Source organism: Rhodoferax sp. P2_H8_2 (assembly GCF_056403235.1).
On sequence record NZ_JBFUFW010000012.1, the window covers coordinates 1 to 17,793 of the forward strand.

Annotated in this window: 17 protein-coding genes; 8 read left to right on the forward strand and 9 right to left on the reverse strand. The window is 59.1% G+C overall.

What is annotated here, in order from left to right; all coding sequences use genetic code 11:
- Window positions 1-244 (forward strand): hypothetical protein (locus tag AC1DV6_RS17005; RefSeq protein ID WP_477979520.1); only part of this gene is annotated, 244 nt, incomplete at its 5' end.
- A gap of 295 nt (window positions 245-539) precedes the next feature.
- Here AC1DV6_RS17005 and AC1DV6_RS17010 read toward each other — a convergent pair.
- Window positions 540-1,859 carry a serine hydrolase domain-containing protein gene (locus AC1DV6_RS17010; RefSeq protein ID WP_477979522.1) on the reverse strand — a complete coding sequence of 440 codons (1,320 nt, stop codon included), beginning with the start codon at window positions 1,857-1,859 and terminating at the stop codon, window positions 540-542.
- A gap of 250 nt (window positions 1,860-2,109) precedes the next feature.
- Here AC1DV6_RS17010 and AC1DV6_RS17015 point away from each other — a divergent pair, with 250 nt between their 5' ends.
- Window positions 2,110-2,868, forward strand: a complete 759-nt coding sequence (locus AC1DV6_RS17015; RefSeq protein WP_477979524.1) for a substrate-binding periplasmic protein — start codon at window positions 2,110-2,112, stop codon at window positions 2,866-2,868.
- A 62-nt stretch (window positions 2,869-2,930) separates the two neighbouring features.
- Here AC1DV6_RS17015 and AC1DV6_RS17020 read toward each other — a convergent pair whose 3' ends face one another.
- From AC1DV6_RS17020 to AC1DV6_RS17030, 3 genes are all read right to left on the reverse strand, one after another.
- Window positions 2,931-3,488, reverse strand: a complete 558-nt coding sequence (locus AC1DV6_RS17020; protein WP_477979526.1) for a pseudouridine synthase — start codon at window positions 3,486-3,488, stop codon at window positions 2,931-2,933.
- Window positions 3,489-3,716: 228 nt separating this feature from the next.
- Window positions 3,717-4,196: a hypothetical protein gene (locus AC1DV6_RS17025; protein WP_477979528.1), complete on the reverse strand. Its 480-nt coding sequence runs from the start codon at window positions 4,194-4,196 to the stop codon at window positions 3,717-3,719.
- 213 nt (window positions 4,197-4,409) lie between these two features.
- Complete coding sequence (locus AC1DV6_RS17030; RefSeq protein WP_477979530.1) at window positions 4,410-4,643, reverse strand: hypothetical protein; 234 nt, start codon at window positions 4,641-4,643, stop codon at window positions 4,410-4,412.
- Between the two features lie 411 nt (window positions 4,644-5,054).
- On the opposite strand from AC1DV6_RS17030, the gene AC1DV6_RS17035 reads away from it, so the two are divergent.
- Window positions 5,055-5,213 carry a DUF3309 family protein gene (locus AC1DV6_RS17035; RefSeq protein WP_477979532.1) on the forward strand — a complete coding sequence of 53 codons (159 nt, stop codon included), beginning with the start codon at window positions 5,055-5,057 and terminating at the stop codon, window positions 5,211-5,213.
- Between the two features lie 431 nt (window positions 5,214-5,644).
- Here the strand turns inward: AC1DV6_RS17035 and AC1DV6_RS17040 are convergent, their stop codons facing one another.
- Complete coding sequence (locus tag AC1DV6_RS17040; protein WP_477979534.1) at window positions 5,645-6,445, reverse strand: cysteine hydrolase family protein; 801 nt, start codon at window positions 6,443-6,445, stop codon at window positions 5,645-5,647.
- 21 nt (window positions 6,446-6,466) lie between these two features.
- Entirely contained in the window at window positions 6,467-7,552 is a 1,086-nt protein-coding gene (queG, locus tag AC1DV6_RS17045) for a tRNA epoxyqueuosine(34) reductase QueG (protein ID WP_477979743.1), read from the reverse strand.
- Window positions 7,553-7,588: 36 nt separating this feature from the next.
- On the opposite strand from queG, the gene tsaE reads away from it, so the two are divergent.
- The 3 genes from tsaE to AC1DV6_RS17060 are packed head-to-tail and all read left to right on the forward strand — an operon-like array spanning window position 7,589 to window position 10,478.
- Entirely contained in the window at window positions 7,589-8,074 is a 486-nt protein-coding gene (tsaE, locus tag AC1DV6_RS17050; protein ID WP_477979536.1) for a tRNA (adenosine(37)-N6)-threonylcarbamoyltransferase complex ATPase subunit type 1 TsaE, read from the forward strand.
- Window positions 8,071-9,438, forward strand: a complete 1,368-nt coding sequence (locus tag AC1DV6_RS17055; RefSeq protein ID WP_477979538.1) for an N-acetylmuramoyl-L-alanine amidase — start codon at window positions 8,071-8,073, stop codon at window positions 9,436-9,438. Before tsaE ends, AC1DV6_RS17055 begins: the two co-directional genes overlap by 4 nt.
- A 23-nt stretch (window positions 9,439-9,461) precedes the next feature.
- Entirely contained in the window at window positions 9,462-10,478 is a 1,017-nt protein-coding gene (locus AC1DV6_RS17060; RefSeq protein ID WP_477979540.1) for a CE1 family esterase, read from the forward strand.
- A 2-nt stretch (window positions 10,479-10,480) separates the two neighbouring features.
- Here the strand turns inward: AC1DV6_RS17060 and AC1DV6_RS17065 are convergent, their stop codons facing one another.
- From AC1DV6_RS17065 to AC1DV6_RS17075, 3 genes are all read right to left on the reverse strand, one after another.
- A complete protein-coding gene (locus AC1DV6_RS17065; RefSeq protein WP_477979542.1) occupies window positions 10,481-12,442 on the reverse strand; it encodes a TonB-dependent receptor plug domain-containing protein in 1,962 nt (653 codons plus the stop codon).
- Window positions 12,439-13,086 (reverse strand): VTT domain-containing protein, encoded by a 648-nt coding sequence (locus AC1DV6_RS17070; protein ID WP_477979544.1) that lies wholly within the window; start codon window positions 13,084-13,086, stop codon window positions 12,439-12,441. The genes AC1DV6_RS17065 and AC1DV6_RS17070 overlap by 4 nt, the downstream gene beginning before the upstream one ends.
- Before the next feature lie 86 nt (window positions 13,087-13,172).
- Complete coding sequence (locus tag AC1DV6_RS17075) at window positions 13,173-14,087, reverse strand: LysR family transcriptional regulator (protein ID WP_477979546.1); 915 nt, start codon at window positions 14,085-14,087, stop codon at window positions 13,173-13,175.
- A gap of 110 nt (window positions 14,088-14,197) precedes the next feature.
- On the opposite strand from AC1DV6_RS17075, the gene AC1DV6_RS17080 reads away from it, so the two are divergent.
- Both AC1DV6_RS17080 and AC1DV6_RS17085 read left to right on the forward strand, forming a co-directional pair.
- Window positions 14,198-15,796: a GMC family oxidoreductase gene (locus AC1DV6_RS17080; protein ID WP_477979745.1), complete on the forward strand. Its 1,599-nt coding sequence runs from the start codon at window positions 14,198-14,200 to the stop codon at window positions 15,794-15,796.
- A 29-nt stretch (window positions 15,797-15,825) separates the two neighbouring features.
- Entirely contained in the window at window positions 15,826-17,793 is a 1,968-nt protein-coding gene (locus AC1DV6_RS17085) for an alkyl/aryl-sulfatase (protein ID WP_477979548.1), read from the forward strand.

A 17,793-nucleotide genomic window follows, 5' to 3' on the forward strand; every position in this document is an offset into this window, starting at 1 on the left:
GATTGACGTCATTTTCGGGACGCAAGAAATCAGTGTCTACGAACTGACTCAAGCGGGATTGAAGCCCAGCGAATTCAGTATAGGTAAACCAATCTACTCGCGTGGTATTTGGCTTGCAGGGAATCTGGCAATGCCCGATGCTGAGATTGCCCAGTGGCGCCGCGCCTTTGATCAGGTCTCTCAAGATGGCACTTATAGAAAAACTTTGCGTAAGTACCAAATCACTGAACGAACGTGTCAGTAAAGCCGCCCATCTGATACTCGCACTTTGATGTCAGCTCAGGGGCTATCCGCCGGAGCAACCGCTAGACAGCTTTGTCTCGATAGCGGCATAGGGTCATCTTTGAGATTGGTAGATGACCGGTTCGGAGATGTCAATTTAGTCTATGTCAACTTGCCAGCCAACTGACGTTCAGTGAAGTCTTTTTCCGCGCCCTGAGCTGGCATTGACCAGGCCAAGACTAAATAGGCACTGCCAACACAATGCAGACCTTCACGAAGTTGCCAGAGACTGGCCTGAGTAACCCTAGGGCTATTGCCTAGTTCTTGCGGTATTGCGCAGTGATGGCATCGATCAGGGCTTGTCGGATCCGGGCCGACTGAGGGTCAGTAGCGCCCGGCCAGGCGCTTTGCGTGACCACGACGATACTGAGCTCGGGATCGATCCACATGCCCTGACCAAAGATACCAGCGGCTCGGTAGGCCTTGCCGCGTGTCGTCCACCACTGCAGGCCATAGCCGCCGCGTCCCTGCATGCCCTCGGTGGCTTCGGGTGTAGTGGTGGTGGCCTGTTCCACCCAACCGTCCGGCACCACGGATTGCCCGTTTGGCAGGCGGGCACCGCGCATGAAGAACTCCGCGAAGCGGCCATAGTCACGCAGCGTGGCCGACAAGCAGCAGCCGGCGATTTCACCGCCGGAGCGGTCGATCATCCAGTAAGCGTCGCCCTCCATGCCCAATGGCTGCCATATCTTCTCGGACAGGTAATCGGACAGTGTCTTGCCGGTCGCCGCCCGCACCAGCGAGCCAACCAGGTTGGTCTCGCCGGTCTTGTAGACCCACTTGGTGCCAGGCGCGGCTTCACGCGGCAGGCGTGCCATGTACGTCACGACCGGATCCGAACCGTTGATCGAGGGCTCGTTGCCAAAGCGAGCGACGTCGGAGTTGGGGTCTGCATAGTCTTCGTTCCAGCGCACTCCCGACGTCATGTTGAGCACCTGCCGAATGGTGACGCCCTCGTAACCGGAGTTCTTGAGTCCCGGCAGGTAGGTGGTGATGGGGTCTTCAAGACTGCGAATCCGTCCGTCCTTGATGGCGGCGCCGACGAGAGTCGACGAAAAGGATTTGGCGACCGAAAAGCTGGTCCAGCGCATCTGCGGCGTCTGGCCCAGGCCGTAGCGCTCCAGCACCACTTGGCCATCCTTCAATACCAGCAGGCCTGCGGTGCGGTTACGCGTCATGTAGTCGTCGACGGTCCAGGTCTGGTCTCCGACCTTGAAAGTCACATCCAGTGGTTTGACGGCCACTGGCAGCGGCGTGGCCGTCGCGCCGCGCTTGATGAGGCGGGATGGGCGCAGGTCCTCCATGTGGGGGTATCCGGCCTTCTGCTGCTCGAAAGACCAGAACAATATCGCGCCGGCGGAGGGCGCAGCTGCCTGCGGAACATCAGCTTCGGCGGATTTTGCCGGTGGGAAAATCGACAGCAGTAACACAGCGCTGAAGGCCGCCCGCAAACACAGGAGCAAGGAACGCGCCTCAAAGGCCAGAAGGAGCCGCGTGGTAATGATTTTCTTCATGGTGTTGATCTCGTGTTCACACTGGGTGTACTTGGGCGAGCGCTGACGAGCCTGTGATGTCATGTCTGTCTTCAGGGCTGCGGTCGGCGAGTATATGCATTCGGAACGTGTCCGATATTCGAATAACCAAGTCTGGACAGATTCTTACGATCTTGCGAAGGTGACTGCGGCAATCGGCGAATGTCGGTTTACAGCATTGAAATCTACAGACATTAAGACCGCTTCGTCTCGGTAGTAGTTTCAGCTTGCTTTCATCTTTCCGTGCAACGAAAAGCAGTAACCTGTAACAAGGCCCTCGTGCTAAGCTGAAACGATGTTGGATAAAAAGCACTGGGTTCGCAGGCGCTTGCTGGCGATGGCGATGGCGGTTTACTTGGTTGCGCCTGCAGCATGGGCGCAGCAATCGCTACGCTTCGCGGCCCTGAGTACTTGGACCATGCCGTACGGCGAAGTGAAAGACAATCAGCTGGTCGGCGGCATCATGTTTGACTTGGCGCAGGCCCTGCAGAAACCGCTTGGCATGCCGGTGTCTATCGTCGTGCTTCCGCGCAAACGCATCGATCGGGCGTCGCTGGCTGGAGATATCGATCTGCGCTGTTACTTGACCCCAAAGTGGACAGACAGCCCGGACCAGTTTGTGTGGACCGGGCGGCTATTCGAGATGTCCGAGGTGCTGTTTGGCACCAACACCACTGAATTCGTCAAGAACCTTTCTGAGGTGACGGCGGGCGCGACCGTCAGCACCGTACTGGGCTATGTTTATCCCGTGCTAGATCCATTCTTTTCCGGCGGAATATTGATCCGAGAGGATACGGTAGACCAAGAGAAAGTGATGCGCAAGTTGAGCGTCGGACGTACGCGCTATGGCGTCAGTGACACGCTGGCGCTGCGCTGGTACCAGCGCAATACGCCGCAGCACCAACTGTCTGCGTGGAATGTGGTTATTTCTCGCAATGACTTCCAGTGCGGCATACCCAAGACGGGGCGTGTAACGCCTTCACGGATATTGGCGGCGTTGAAGGAGTTGAGGAAGTCGGGGCAGATAGAGGAGATTTTGCGGAAGTATCGATAACGACGATATCCGCTTTTGGATGGGGCGATATCTGCTGCGCGATGTCTTTGCGCGCAAAGGACTCAGGGAGCCGCGTCGAGCCAAGTACCCGGCGCCAGCCCTTCAAGGTTGTAGGGGCCAATGGCCGCGCGAATCAGCCTCAAGGTTGGGTGGCCAACGGCGGCGGTCATGCGTCGCACCTGACGATTGCGTCCTTCGTGGATCACCAGTTCAAGCCATGATGTCTGGATATTTTGTCGCACTCGAATTGGGGGTACCCGGTCCCACAATGCTGGCGCATCCACAAGCCCGCGTACCTGGGCCGGTCGCGTCAGGCCGTCGTTCAGTTGCACGCCCAGTCGCAAGGCCAATAGTGCTTCTTCTTCGGGTGTGCCTTCCACCTGAACCCAATAGGTCTTGGCCATCTTGAAACGCGGATCGGCAATGTGGGCCTGCAGCTTTCCATCATTGGTCAGCAGCAACAGTCCTTCGCTGTCGGCGTCCAGACGCCCGGCAGCGTAGACATCGGGCAAGTCGATAAATTCCTTCAGACCGCGCCAACGGCCTTCGGCCTGGAATTGGCTGAGCACGCCATAGGGCTTGTTGAATCGGATTAAACGCGGGGGACGGGAACGGCTCATGGTCGCCAAAGCATAGCAAACGAACGCGCCATATCTGAGGGTATCGGGATGTCCGGTTTAGGCATTGCAACCTGCGCAATGGCACTTCCGCTTCGTCTCGATTGCCGTAGCGTGCCAGTAACAGACATCTGGCTCGGGTGGTCGGCGCGCACATAAAAAAGGACAGGTCAAGACCTGTCCTTTTCTCGATGTGTTTGCAGGCGTGGCCTACAAACCATTGCATGCAAATTACTTGCTGCCGGCTGCTTTCACATCGGCCTTGGCTTCTGCCTTGACCGCGTTGGTTTCGACTTTGGCGACACTCTTGTCGGCAGCAGCGTTGGCCTTCACGGTCTCCACCTTAGCGTCTGCCTTGATCGCGGTCTTGTCGGATTTAGCATCAGCATTGGCGCTGGCTTTTTCAGCTTTGGCTGTGACTTTGGCTTTGTCTTCGGGGTCGGCTTTGGCAACTTTGGCTTTGGCCTTGGTTTTGATGTCCGCGGACTTGGTCACAGCCTTGGTTTTTTCTTCAGTGGCTTTGAGTTCTGCTTTTTCAACTTTGGCGTCGGCCTTTGCGTCAACTTTGGCTTCGCTTTTCACTGCAGTAGCGACCGCCTTTTCGGCTTTGACTTCTGCCTTCACCACAGCTGGAGTGGCCGGGGCTGAGGCTTGCGCGAAAGCAGCGCCAGTAAGCAAGGTGGCGATCAGAGTGGCGAGTAACTTATTCATGGAAGTCCTTTGAGTAAACGTGGTGTCATCAAACAAAAGTTTGGTGATCCGTTCTACAACGCACTTCGCAACTATTCAGTTGACACGCAAATTTTTCGAACCGACCCACGCGTCGTAGATCTCAATAGTTGCACAACTACCTTTTGATGCAGCCCCGCTCTTGGGTCGGGCGAGCGCCAATGCAGAAGGAGTCAGGCTCGATGCGGCACATGTTCAGTTCCCAGTTGGAAAGACGATTTGAAATTCCTCGTCGACTTTTCTTTGTACAGATGCTGCCAAGTCCAAAAAAACAAAGGGTTCGAACCACGCCACGTCAACACTCGTGAACTGTGAGCTGCTGTTTGGGTTGAGGTAGAAGCGCATTCCGGGTCTGAACTTTTCTTCGCGCTGCAGAACTTCGTTGAGTTGTGCAATGTATTCAGCCGGTGCTAATGTTGTCTTGGTCACATAGTTGCCTTGAGATTCGCATCCGCTACCTATCAACGCAAGACCGAAACCCTGCCAACAACGTCGATGCTAGAGAGCCTCCGATGTTGACTCGAACATGTCGACGACAAACGGGGTTTTGTCCTAGGACTTCATCCAATTGATGCGCATAGAAACCATCTGTTCGATACCGCACCGAAGCACCTGAGCTGCGTCATGGAGGGTCCGTTTGGCGGATGTCGGCGATGAACCGCTAATGGAGCGCTCCTGTTCCACGGATAGAACGTTTCAATGTCCAGCATGGTGTTCGCATAGAGTGCCCCAGCGCACGGACAACGCGGTCCAAACAGGAGATCCTACGTGCACTGATGCAGCTTGCGATCAGTAAGCCGCTTCCTGTAGTTGGCTTCTACCAAACTAGAGGAATTCGACATGAGCATTGCAACAATCTTGCTGATTATTTTGGTCTTGGCACTTATCGGTGTAATACCAGCTTGGCCACACAGCCGAGGATGGGGGTATGGCCCTACTGGTGGATTGGGGTTGCTGGTGATCATCCTGTTGGTACTTCTACTGGCCGGCAGAATTTGACGTTTGTCGATGCCGCATTGGCACCTGCGGGTTCACATCTCCTTATTGGGGGTGGAGAGGACGGAATGGATGAAATTTATTGCTTTACACACCGCGGCTACGACCTGCACTGTGCTCCTGTGCCGCAAGCCAATGGGCGTTTTGGGGCTCGGGTGATAGTTAGACGCGATGACCCCGGTGAAGTACAGCGAAGAGAATTCCCAGACTTGCCGGAATTTGACACCGCATATGTGGCCGTGGGGCACGCTCGCCTTGTGGGGGAATTCATCGTAGATGAACTACAGGATGGTCCAATTTATTGACGTAATGTCGGGATATTGGACTGAGGACATATCTTTTTCTACGAATGCTCCTCCACGAATTTTGAATGTCCGCTTTTCGGACGCTGCCAGGACAGGATCGAAGTCAGCTTCGCCTCGATTGCTGCCACCTCATCCGTTCAATTTCCCCACCTCCTGCGCTGCCACCCCATGCCGACGCGCCCGATCCAACATCGCGTCCGCAGCCTCCTCAAACCCACCGACTGGACTCATGCAGTCCGTCAAAAGCACAGTCTGACGCAGACGTTCTGGCGATAAGTTCGCCAGCATGTCGTCCACCGACGCGGCGACACAGTGGCTGGATGCTTCGCCAGCGACCAGTAGCGTGTTGTTGCCCTTGCCCAATCGATCCATCAGATCGCGGCGCAGCGCAGTGCGCGGATCATCCGCGCGCGGCACTTCGGCCTTGAAGGCGCTGTACTGCTCAGTCATCGTGTTCTGACCTTTGAGCACCTTGTCACAGATCTTGCCAGTCTGTGCTTCCCATTGCGCCAGTACATCGGACAGTGCCGACTGGATGTTGTGGCCCCAAGTGCCGACGACGCAGTGCACGGGCCAGACGACGAGCTGGCGCTTGGCGTTGGTCTCCAGCGCTTTCAGATACGCCAGCACTTCAGGCTCGCGCCCGCTGTGGCGCGGCTTGTACTTGCCTGCCTGCAGATCGGCAGCTGTGATGACGGTGAATGGGTCCACGGGCTTGCCATCGCCGTGCAGCCAGAAGCTGGTGCGCTCTATGCCAACGCTGGCGTGCGAGTCCAGCGTGACGGTGATGCTTGCGACCTCTTCCAAGTGTTGGCCCAGCCAGTGCGCCAGACGGCTCATGTCGGCATTGGCGCCGGTCACGGGCAATGCAGCGCCTTCAATGTCCAGGAAGTCGTTTTGTGGGTCGATGATGAGCAGGTCGTAGGCCATAGCTGTCTCCAAGAACAAAAATTAATGCAAAGCAGCTGGCGCTTGCAGCAGCGCCCACTCTGCGTGTTCGCGTACCAGCGCGCTGTCGTGCGCAAGACGCCGTTGTAGCGCTGCGCGTATTTGAGTGTTGTCCTGGCCACGCAGCGCGTTGCCACAGGCCACGGCCACATTGCGCAGCCAGCGCTCGTGGCCAATACGCCGAATAGGACTGCCTTCGGTCAGGCGCAGAAAATCGCCTTCGCTCCAGTCCAGCAACTGTGAAAGCATGGCGCCCGTCAGGCCTTCGCGCGGATCAAAGTCGGGCAAGGCACTGCGCTTGGCAAACTTGTTCCAGGGGCAGACCAGCTGGCAGTCGTCGCAGCCATAGATACGGTTGCCTATGGCTTCGCGGAACTCCAGCGGGATAGGCCCTGCGTGTTCAATGGTCAGATACGAGATACAGCGCCGCGCATCGAGCTGATGTGGCGCGACGATGGCCTGCGTGGGGCAGGCCGTGATACAGGCGCTGCAGGTACCGCAGTGGTCGGCCACAGGTTCGCTCTCGGGCAGCGGTACATCGACAAAGATTTCGCCGAGGAAGAACATCGACCCCGCATCGCGGTTCAGCAGCAGCGTGTGCTTGCCGCGCCAGCCAAGGGCACTGCGTGTAGCAAGTTCGACCTCCAGCACCGGCGCAGAGTCTGTGAACACGCGGTAGCCCAGCGGTCCGATATGTTCGGCAATGCGTTCGCTCAATTGCTGCAATCGTTTGCGCAAGACCTTGTGGTAATCCCGCCCCCGGGCGTATAGCGACACCGTGCCTTGGGCGGGCTTATCCAGCCGCGCAAGTTCCGTCTCGGTCCAGCCGTCTGGCGTATTTTTCGGGAGGTAATCCATGCGCGCGCTGATCACGCGCACCGTGCCCGGAACCAGCTCGGCCGGGCGGGCGCGCTTGAGGCCGTGGCGCTCCATATAGTCCATCTCACCGTGGCAGCCGGCCTCCAGCCAGGACAACAATCCGGGCTCGGCGGAGGCCAAATTTACCCCGGTCACGCCAATTTGGGAGAATCCAAGTTCCCGGGCCCAGTCCCCTATTTGCGAAACCAGTTGGTTCCCATCGAATTGCATACGGTTGATAGTCACCTCTCCATTGTAGAAAGCGCCGTGCGAAGCCTGCGCTGGCCGGATGAAACTGCCACGCATTTGTTCGCCGCCAGGCTGGCCGCGCAGCCCGCGCTGCATCATGCCTTCATTGCACTGCATGGCGATCTGGGCGCTGGCAAGACAACCTTTGTACGCCATCTGCTGCAATCGCTGGGTGTGACCGGGCGCATCAAAAGTCCGACCTATGCGGTAGTGGAGTCGTATTCACTGGACGCGATGGAGGTCTGGCACTTTGACTTCTACCGCTTCAGCGATCCGCGTGAATGGGAAGACGCAGGCTTTCGCGACATCTTCGCCAGCCCCGGCCTGAAACTTGCTGAATGGCCGGAGAAAGCTGTTGGTATGCTGCCGACACCCGATATGGATATTCACATTCGAACCGCAACTGATACCGAACGCGAAGTCACGCTCACTGCGCATACCGCTACCGGCCTCGCGCTATTGCAAGCCGTGCCGCAAACGACACCGCCGGGAGGCACTGTTTGAAGCGCCGCGACGTACTGCGCAGCGGCAGCATCGTGCTGTCGCTGGGTCTGCCGCATATCGCCTGGGGCGCCAACATCCTGACGGTACGCGTCTGGCCTGCCCCCGAATACTCCCGCGTCACCATCGAGTCCGACGCTGCGCTGAAGGCCACACAGAACTTTGTTGCCAACCCGCCGCGCTTGGCAGTGGACATTGAAGGCATCACGCTGAATCCGGCGCTCAAAGAGCTGGTGGCCAAAGTGAAGGCCGATGACCCCAATATCGCGGGCATCCGCGTGGGGCAGTTCAACCCGACCACAGTGCGCTTGGTGATTGACCTCAAAGCTCCGGCGCGTCCGCAAGTGTTCACCTTGGCGCCCGTCGCCGCATATCAGCACAGGCTGGTGTTGGACCTGTACCCCGAGGTGGAGGCCGACCCGCTGGAGGCGCTGATTGCCGAGCAGATGCAGCCGCCTGTCAAACCCTCACCCAAACCTTCGACGCCGCCCGTCAAACTGGGTGTGGACGCGCTGGATGAGCTGATCGCGCGCCAGACGGGAAAATTGCCCGCCGCGTCTGCTCCTAAATCAGGAGCTTCTCACGCACCATCTGCGGGCGCTTCAGCCCCAAAAGCCTCTGAATCCGAGTTTCCGATTACGGACCGGCTGATCATCATTGCGCTGGACCCCGGTCACGGCGGGGAAGACCCAGGAGCGATTGGCCCGGCGGGCACGCGGGAAAAAGACGTGGTGCTGAAGCTGGCGCATCTACTGCGCGAGCGCATCAACGCCACCACGATACGCGGCAACACGATGCGCGCTTACCTTACGCGCGATGCCGACTTCTTTGTGCCGCTGCAAGTGCGCGTGCAAAAGGCACGTCGGGTACAGGCCGACCTCTTCGTCAGCCTGCATGCAGACGCATTCTTCACGCCCGACCCACAAGGTGCCAGCGTGTTCGCGCTAAGCCAGAATGGCGCCTCCAGCAGCGCTGCACGCTGGATGGCGGCCAAGGAAAACAAGGCCGACCTGATTGGTGGCCTCAATGTAAAAACCAAGGACGCGACGGTGCAGCGCGCGCTCTTGGACATGAGCACCACGGCGCAGATCAACGACAGTCTCAAATTGGGCAAGAACGTGCTGGGCGAGATTGGCCGCGTCGGCAAGCTGCACAAGGCGCGCGTGGAGCAAGCTGGCTTTGCAGTGCTGAAGGCGCCCGATATCCCCAGCATCCTGGTCGAAGCCGCTTTCATCAGCAACCCATCGGAAGAAACCAAGCTCAACAGCGAGGACTACCAGAACCAGTTGGCCGATGCGCTGATGCGTGGCATCACCGCCTACTTTTCCAAGAACCCGCCGCTGGCGCGCAAGCGCACCACCAGCTAGGCACCACCACCAGGAGCAATGGCATGAAACGATGGTCCCTGATTCTTTTGCTCCTCGCCCTGGCCAGCCCCTGGCAACTGCATGCGCAGGAGAAGACGCTGCGCGAGCGCATCAAGGAACGGTTGGCTGAGCGCAAGCAGGAAAAGGGCAGCACCAGCAGCAACTCCGAGGCGATCACGCAGCCGGGCGACTACAGCTACACGTTGCAGCATGGCGATCTGAAACGCACCTACCTCGTACACGTTCCACCAAGCTACAAGCCAGAAACGCCCATGCCCGTGGTGTTTGCCTTCCACGGCGGCGGTGGCGACATGAGCCTGCAAGCCAATACCAACTACAACGTGGTCGGCAAGGCCGACAGTGTGGGCTTCATTGCAGTTTTCCCCAATGGCTACAGCCGCCTTCCCTCTGGCAAGCTAGCGACCTGGAACGCGGGCAACTGCTGCGCGCAGGCGCGTGACCGCAAGGTGGACGACGTGGGCTTTGTGCGCGCGCTGGTCGCGCAGGTGCAAAAGCAAGTAAACGTGGACCGGCAGCGCATCTATGCCACTGGCATGTCCAACGGCGGCATGATGAGCCATCGCCTAGCCTGCGAGATGGCGGATACGTTTGCGGCGATTGCGCCAGTGGCAGGCACCGAAAACACCCTGGAGTGCAAGCCCGCCAAGCCGATCTCGGTCTTGCACATCCATGCGAAGAACGACACGCATGTTTTGTACAACGGCGGTGCGGGCGAAGATGCGTTCAAGGACAAGAGCATGGTGACGGACTTTGTCTCCGTGCCCGAAACGGTACGCCGCTGGGCCGAGCGCAACCGCTGCACCGGGCAGCCCAAGCGCGTGCTGGAAGTTCCGGGCGCGTACTGCGAGGCCTACCAGCAGTGCGCCGATGGGGTACAGGTGGAGGTGTGCACCACCGAGACCGGTGGCCACTCCTGGCCGGGCGCAAAAGACGTTCGTTCTGGCAAGGAGCCGGCGTCACAGGCGATCAATGCCAACGATGTGATGTGGGACTTTTTTCAGCGCGTTCCCAAGCGCTAGATTCAAAGGTCCAGCTTCAGCGCGACAAAGGCTTGTCGGCGGAAATAAAAGGTCGGCAGAAAGTCCGGATAGTCCGGCCCTAGGTTCTGGACGGTAAAGGACAACTCTCCCTTGTGCGCACCCCAGCGCAGGCCTTTTGCAACACGCAAGTCCCAGCGGTTCATCGCCGGCGCGGGTACGCCGTCGCCAGGCATCTCAGGGATGCCTTCGCTGTGGCTGCCCATCACGCTGACATTCAAGTCACCCATCGTCTGGGAAAACATCAGTGATGCGCTGGAGAATCGGCTGCGCGGGTCGAGCTGGCCGTTGTCAATGAACATCTGGCTCAACGCAAATTGGCCGCCCTCCCAGGGACGCCATTTCAGCTGGTATTCCAGACCGTGGATGTTCAAAATGCTTTCACCACCACCGCTGAGAAAGTAGTTGGCGCCCAGCGTGTTGATGTAGTACTTGGTGTAGTCGTTGGCTTCCTTGCGCTCTTTGATGACATCTGTGATGTCCTCATTGAAGAGACGCACATCCAGGTTCATGTGCATTGCATCAAAGCTTCCCAAATACCCAATCTCCTGGGCATTGATAGCTTCGGGCCGCAACCCACCGCGTGACCGGAAATTCACAAACTCCCCATTGGGGAATCCGGCCGCTGCCAACTGCGGGGATCTGTAAACCTGGTTGCTGAAGTTTTCAAAGGTGCTGGGGGGCCGGTAGGCACGTGACACGCCAAACCGCAGGGTTTGCCCCTGTGCGACGTGCCAGTTCAGCATCGTGCGGGGAGAAAAAGTGTCGCCCGATACGCTGTTGCGTTCCCACATGCCGCCCGCATTGAACACCAGGCTTGGCGTCATGTGCCATTCGGCATTTCCAAAAAGGCGATAGAAGTCGGTCTCCAGCGCAGCGTCTGTGTCATACATGGCGCGCGACGCCAGGCTCTCGCGCCGCAACTCACCGCCCAGCACCACGCGCAGACTGGGATTTACGCGCATGGTCTGTTGCAGCGACAGGGCGTCGATATTGGCGCGCCCGCTGAAATCCATCACGATGTCGGTGTAGGTGGTATTCGGAACCCGGTCCTGCACCCACTCATCCATGTGCGAATACTGGAGTGCGATATCAACATCTGCGCTCAAGACCCGCTGCCAGTCGAATTGCGCAAACGAGGTTGAAATCCAGCGGGTTCGCACGCCAATGTCATCCGCTCCCTCAAATCCAACTGCCGCAGCAATCACGGATTGGCCCAGTCGAACCTCAACCCGGTCACCGGGTGTGATCTGTAGATCCGATCGGAAATTGATACGGTTCACACGGTCCCTGCCTGCGGCACCTGTTAGCCCGCCATCGGCACGCTGATCCAGCGTAATGCGAAATCCGCTTTGGTGGTTGCCCCACCCAAAACGCACCAGGGTGTCTTGAATGCCGTTGTCGCCGCCAGCAACACGCGCCGACGCACCCACGGTATCGGCCGTATCACGCGTGACGATATTGATCATGCCCAGAAAGGCGCGTGCACCATAGGCGGCAGCATTGGAGCCGCGAATCACTTCAATCCGCTCAATGTCATCAATGGCCACGGTCTGCAGGCCAGGGCCGGTGCTGCCCCACAAAAATGTGGAGTACACCGAGCGGCCATCCACCAGGACCTGAACCCGGTTTGAATAGTCACCCAGGTTGTTGTGATAACTGGCCTGTGGCGTATTGCTTTCAAACGAGTCACTGACACGAAATCCGGGCACAAAGCGCAGCAGATCCGCGACATCGCGGGCACCCGTCTGCCGAATCATCGCGCGATCGAGCACCGTCACGGCCCCGGGTGCCTCATCCAGACGTTGCGACAATCTGGAGACCGACAAAACTACGGGGACCTCGTCCAGAAAGTCCCGCTCCGAAACTCCGGGGTTGTTTTGTGCGTAGACCTGCGGCAGCCCGCAGATCAAGCACACAACCAAAACGGGAATCGCGTGCCTCATTGCTTCTTTGTCTTGAATCGGCTGCGCACTGCGCCACCAATGATCACCAATCCAGGAATCAGGATCATCGCCCAGATGATCTTGTCCAGGTGCAGCTTGACCCAGGGGATGTTGCCGAACAGGTAGCCGATGGTGATGATGCCGCCCACCCATAGCGCACCACCCAGTACATCGAAGAACAGGAAGCGCGAGCGCGTCATCTGTGCCACGCCCGCCACAAAGGGCGCAAAGGTGCGCAGGAACGGCATGAAGCGTGCGGCCACCAGCGTGATGCCGCCGTATTTTTCGTAAAACGCGTGGGCTTGGTTAAACGCGTTCTTGTTGAAATAGCGCGAGTTCTCCCACTGGAACACACGCGGCCCGAACCAGCGGCCAATCGCATAGTTGGACTGGTTGCCCAATACCGCTGCCGCAAACAGCAGCGCAACCGATGCCGTGAAATCCATCAGCCCGACACCACACATCGCGCCGACAACGAACAACAACGAGTCACCGGGCAAGAACGGCATGACGACCACGCCGGTTTCGACAAAGATAATCAGAAACAGCAGCGCATACACCCACAGGCCATAGTTCCGGACAAAGGCCTCCAGGTATTTGTCAACGTGAAGGATGAAATCCAGAGCGAAGGCGATAAGTTCCATGGGGTGCGATTATGGCTGTGGCTCTCGCCCTTTCGACTTGCACGCCCATTTTGCAGGCACGCCACTGGCATGCGGCCGGCGTGGGCTCAGGCCGACTGGGGATGTGCGCTGGTCTGCTGCGCGATGAAGTCCACCGCGAATTGCGCCATCGGCGAATAGCTGCGGCCTTTCAGCGACACGGTGGCCATGTCGGAATACAGTGGCGGCGCGTTGGCGATCTGCAGGCGCACCAGACGCCCCGCCTCTACATCGGCCACCGCACCGCCATCGGTGCAGCCGACTACGGTGTCGGTGGTCATAGCCAAATGCTTCAGCAGGTTCAGGTCATCACATTCGACCGCTAGCGGCGCCAGCGTGCCCTCGGGCAACCCCATCAGCGCGGCCAGCCCCAGCCGCACGGCTTCGGGCGTGCGCACGCTCCCAATACCGAAAGGCAGGATCGCTGGCGCTGGCACCGGTTGTGCGGACACCAAAGGATGGCCTGGCCGCACATAGAACCCGGCGGACAATTGCGCCACGCGGTTGATAAACAGGTCTTCCGCCGCGGCCACATTGCGCACATCGGCCATGTAGAAATCCAGCTCTTCGGCGCGCAAGTGCGCGGCCAGGTAGTCGGCGTTATTGACTTCGACCCGCACGCAGACGCCGGGAAAGTGTGTGCGTATTTCGGTCAACAGCGCGGGCACCAGCGTTGCAGCCGGATACGGGCCCACACCAAAGGCCAGATCGCCGATCAGCCGCTCGCGGTACAGGCCCACGTCGCGCTCCAGACAGCGGCTTTCGAACAAGAGCTTGCGCGCCCGCTCCACGACAAAGGCACCCGCATCGGTACACGTGGCTTCCAGCGTGCCACGGTCAAACAGTTTCAGACCCAGTTCTTCCTCCGCCGCCTGAATGCTGCGGCTGAAGGCGGACTGCGTCAGGTGGCACAACACTGCAGCCCGCCCGAAGTTGCGCTGGTCGGCCAGGCACACCAAGTGGTTCAAGCGCTTCAAATCCATGGCCCTGCCCCTTAAATGCATTCAATGCATTGATTTCGCATTAAAAATGCATTGGACGAATTCTGTCAGCAAACTGACAATAAATCCACAACGAGGAGACAAGCGTGGAAATGACAGAATTCGACTACGTCGTGGTCGGCGCCGGCTCGGCCGGATGCGTGCTGGCGGCCCGCCTGAGCGAAGACCCCAACGTGACGGTGTGCCTGCTGGAAGCCGGCGGCCCTGACAGCAGCGTACTGATCCACGCGCCCGCTGGTGTGGTGGCAATGGTGCCAACCAAGATCAACAACTACGGCTACGAGACCGTGCCCCAACCCGGGTTGAATGGTCGCAAGGGCTACCAGCCCCGCGGCAAGACGCTGGGCGGTTCCAGCTCCATCAACGCAATGCTTTACGTGCGAGGCAACCGGTGGGATTACGACCACTGGGCCGCGCTGGGCAACGCCGGCTGGAGCTACGACGAAGTGCTGCCCCTGTTCAAGCGCGCCGAAAACAACGAGCAATTCCATGATGGCTTTCATGGACAGGGCGGGCCGCTGAACGTGACCTACCCGCGCTTTGACAGCGCGTTAAGCCAGATGTTTCTGCATGCCGCTGCATTGAATGGCATCCCGTCCAACCCCGACTACAACGGTGCCAACCAGGAAGGCGCATTCCTGTACCAGGTCACCCACAAGAATGGCGAGCGCTGCAGTGCCGCCAAGGGCTATCTGACGCCCAACCTGAACCGACCCAATCTGAAGGTGATCACACGTGCGGTGACCGCCAAGATTGATATTCAGGATGGACGCGCCACCGGCGTGCAGTTCTACCAGGGCAACCAATTGCAGACCGTGCGTGCGCGCCGCGAAGTGGTGGTGTCTGCCGGAGCGTTCGGTTCACCGCAGCTGCTACAACTCTCCGGCATTGGCGCGGCAAACGATCTGCAGAAGCTGGGCATTGCCGTCAAGCGCGATCTGCCCGGCGTGGGCCAAAACCTGCAAGACCATATTGACTATGTGCAGAGCTGGCGTGTGCCCAGCGATACCGCCACGTTTGGCGTTTCGCTGCGCGGCACTGGCGCGATCTTGGCCGCGATGCGCGAGTGGCGCAACAAGCGCAGCGGCATGGTCACCAGCACCATCGCGTCGGCGGGCGCCTTCATTAAATCCAACCCCGCTGTGATCATTCCGGATCTGCAACTGGTGTTTGTGCTGGCGCTGGTGGACGACCATGCGCGCAAGCCGCATCTGGGCCACGGCATTTCCTGCCATGTGGACGTGTTGCGACCTTTCAGCCGCGGCACTGTTGGCCTGGCCAGCACCGACCCACGCGTGGCACCGGTGATTGACCCCCGATTTTTGTCGGACGAACGCGATGTCGCCTTGCTGGTCAAGGGTGGACGCATGCAACAGCGCATCATGGAAGCCAGCGCCTTCAACGACGTGCGCGGCAAGATGCTTTATCCGGTGCGCGCAGACGATGCCAAGGCGATGGAGCAGGACATTCGCAACCGCGCCGATACGCAGTACCACCCGGTAGGCACTTGCAAAATGGGCCCGGACAGCGACGCTATGGCCGTGGTCGATGCGCAGTTGCGCGTCAAGGGCATTGCAAGCTTGCGCGTGGTCGATGCGTCCATCATGCCCACGCTGATTGGCGGCAATACCAATGCACCGAGCATCATGATTGGCGAAAAGGCAGCAGAACTGATTCGCGCAGCACGCTGAAAACAAATAGCAATACCCGAGGAAACATTATGAAAATCACGAAACTCAACGCCGCCCTGCTCGCCGCCCTTGTGGTGCTGGCCGGTTGCAGCAAGAACACGGGCATCGGCGGCGCGGCCGGCGATGCCACACCAACCACGGTGGCCATCAACGCGCAGTTCGCCAAGGACCTGCCTCTGGCCGATCAGCAGGATTTTGAAGACGCCAAGCGCGGTTTCATTGCCAAGCCCACCGGCAAGATCACGACCGCCGACGGCACGGTGCTGAAAGATTTTGACGCGTACAACTTTCTCGATGGCAAGCCCGCCGACACCGTCAATCCCAGCCTGTGGCGCCACGCGCAGCTGAATGCCAATTTCGGCCTGTTCAAGGTGATGGAGGGCGTTTACCAGTTGCGCGGTTTTGACATCGCCAACATGACGCTGATCGACAGCAAGAACGGCTGGATCGTCGTAGACCCACTGACGGCGCCTGAAACCTCCAGCTATGCACTGGCCTTTGCGCGCCAACACCTGGGCAAGAAGCCAGTCGTCGCGGTAATCCTCACCCACGCGCACGCTGACCACTTCGGTGGCGTGCTGGGTGTGGTGACACCGAAAGAAGTCGCCGAGCGCAAGATTCCTATCGTGGCACCCGAAGGCTTCATGGAAGAAGCCACCAGCGAAAACATCATGGTCGGCACTGCGATGGCACGCCGCTCGCTGTACCAGTTTGGCCGCGACCTGCCTCGCAATGCCAAGGGCAATGTGGACACCGGTCTGGGCAAGGATGTGGCCTATGGCTCCATCGGAATCATTGCGCCTAACGCCTTGATTACCCAACCCGAGCAGAAGATGGACATCGACGGCGTGGGCTTTGTGTTCTATAACGCGCCTGGCGCTGAATGCCCGGCCGAAATGACCTTCAGCATTCCTGCCAAGCGCCTGTACGACGGCGCTGAAAACCTGTCGCAGACCATGCACAACCTGCTGCCCGTGCGCGGCGCGAAGGTACGTGATGCACTGCGCTGGTCCAACTACATGGACCAGGCGCTGATGCAGGCCAAGGATGCGGATGTCTACATGGCATCCCACAACTGGCCGATCTGGGGCAGCGCCAACATCCAGAAGCACATCACCATGCACCGGGATGTCTACAAGTACACGCACGACCAGACCGTGCGCCTGATCAACGCCGGATACACCATCAAGGAAATCCCCGACCAGGTCAAACTGCCCAAGTCGCTGGAGAACTACTTTGGCGCGCGCGGCTATTACGGTGACCTGCGCCACAACGTCAAGGCGGTCTACCAGTTCTACATCGGCGCCTACGACGGCAACCCCGCCAACCTGAATCCGCTACCACCGCAGGAATCCGCCAAGCGCTATCTGGAGCTGATCGGCGGTGCTGACAAGGCAGTGGCTGCTGCACAAGCGGCGTACGACAAGGGCGACTACCGCTGGGCCGCCGAGCTGCTGAACCAGGCCGTGTTTGGCGATCCTTCGAGCAAGCCTGCCAAGGAACTGCTGGCCAAGACCTATGACCAGATGGGCTACATGGCAGAAGCCGCTACCTGGCGCAACAGCTACCTGACGGCTGCACAGGAATTGCGCAACGGCCCACCCGCCAAAGCTGTGTCCAAAGCCATGCTGATGCAAATGCTGTTGCAGACTCCGATCGAGCGCTTCCTCGAAGCCATGGCCGCCGGTCTGAACGGCCCCAGTGCGGAAGGCAAAGACCTCAAGGTCAACCTGGTGCTGACGGATCTGAAGGAGTCTTACGTGCTGTGGATTGAAAACTCCGTACTGCACTTCAAGAAGTCCCCCGCCGAATCGGATGCCAACGCCACGTTGACGCTGACAAAAGAGATTTTCGTCAAGATGATTGCCGGCACTGCTGGGGTGAAGGACACCCTGCTGAGCGACGACTTGAAGGTGGGCGGCAGCAAGATCGACCTGGTGCGCTTCTTTGGCCTGATCGACAAGGCGCCGGGCACCTTTGCCATCGTGACCAAGTAG

What these genes read in the sequence shown, in the direction of transcription:
- AC1DV6_RS17065 (WP_477979542.1), bottom strand. Translation starts at nt 12,442, where the DNA reads ATGAGGCACGCGATTCCCGTTTTGGTTGTGTGCTTGATCTGCGGGCTG.
- AC1DV6_RS17010 (WP_477979522.1), bottom strand. Translation starts at nt 1,859, where the DNA reads ATGACATCACAGGCTCGTCAGCGCTCGCCCAAGTACACCCAGTGTGAA.
- AC1DV6_RS17075 (WP_477979546.1), bottom strand. Translation starts at nt 14,087, where the DNA reads ATGGATTTGAAGCGCTTGAACCACTTGGTGTGCCTGGCCGACCAGCGC.
- AC1DV6_RS17035 (WP_477979532.1), top strand. Translation starts at nt 5,055, where the DNA reads ATGAGCATTGCAACAATCTTGCTGATTATTTTGGTCTTGGCACTTATC.
- AC1DV6_RS17040 (WP_477979534.1), bottom strand. Translation starts at nt 6,445, where the DNA reads ATGGCCTACGACCTGCTCATCATCGACCCACAAAACGACTTCCTGGAC.
- AC1DV6_RS17070 (WP_477979544.1), bottom strand. Translation starts at nt 13,086, where the DNA reads ATGGAACTTATCGCCTTCGCTCTGGATTTCATCCTTCACGTTGACAAA.
- AC1DV6_RS17060 (WP_477979540.1), top strand. Translation starts at nt 9,462, where the DNA reads ATGAAACGATGGTCCCTGATTCTTTTGCTCCTCGCCCTGGCCAGCCCC.
- AC1DV6_RS17015 (WP_477979524.1), top strand. Translation starts at nt 2,110, where the DNA reads ATGTTGGATAAAAAGCACTGGGTTCGCAGGCGCTTGCTGGCGATGGCG.
- AC1DV6_RS17025 (WP_477979528.1), bottom strand. Translation starts at nt 4,196, where the DNA reads ATGAATAAGTTACTCGCCACTCTGATCGCCACCTTGCTTACTGGCGCT.
- queG (WP_477979743.1), bottom strand. Translation starts at nt 7,552, where the DNA reads ATGCAATTCGATGGGAACCAACTGGTTTCGCAAATAGGGGACTGGGCC.
- AC1DV6_RS17020 (WP_477979526.1), bottom strand. Translation starts at nt 3,488, where the DNA reads ATGAGCCGTTCCCGTCCCCCGCGTTTAATCCGATTCAACAAGCCCTAT.
- AC1DV6_RS17085 (WP_477979548.1), top strand. Translation starts at nt 15,826, where the DNA reads ATGAAAATCACGAAACTCAACGCCGCCCTGCTCGCCGCCCTTGTGGTG.
- AC1DV6_RS17080 (WP_477979745.1), top strand. Translation starts at nt 14,198, where the DNA reads ATGACAGAATTCGACTACGTCGTGGTCGGCGCCGGCTCGGCCGGATGC.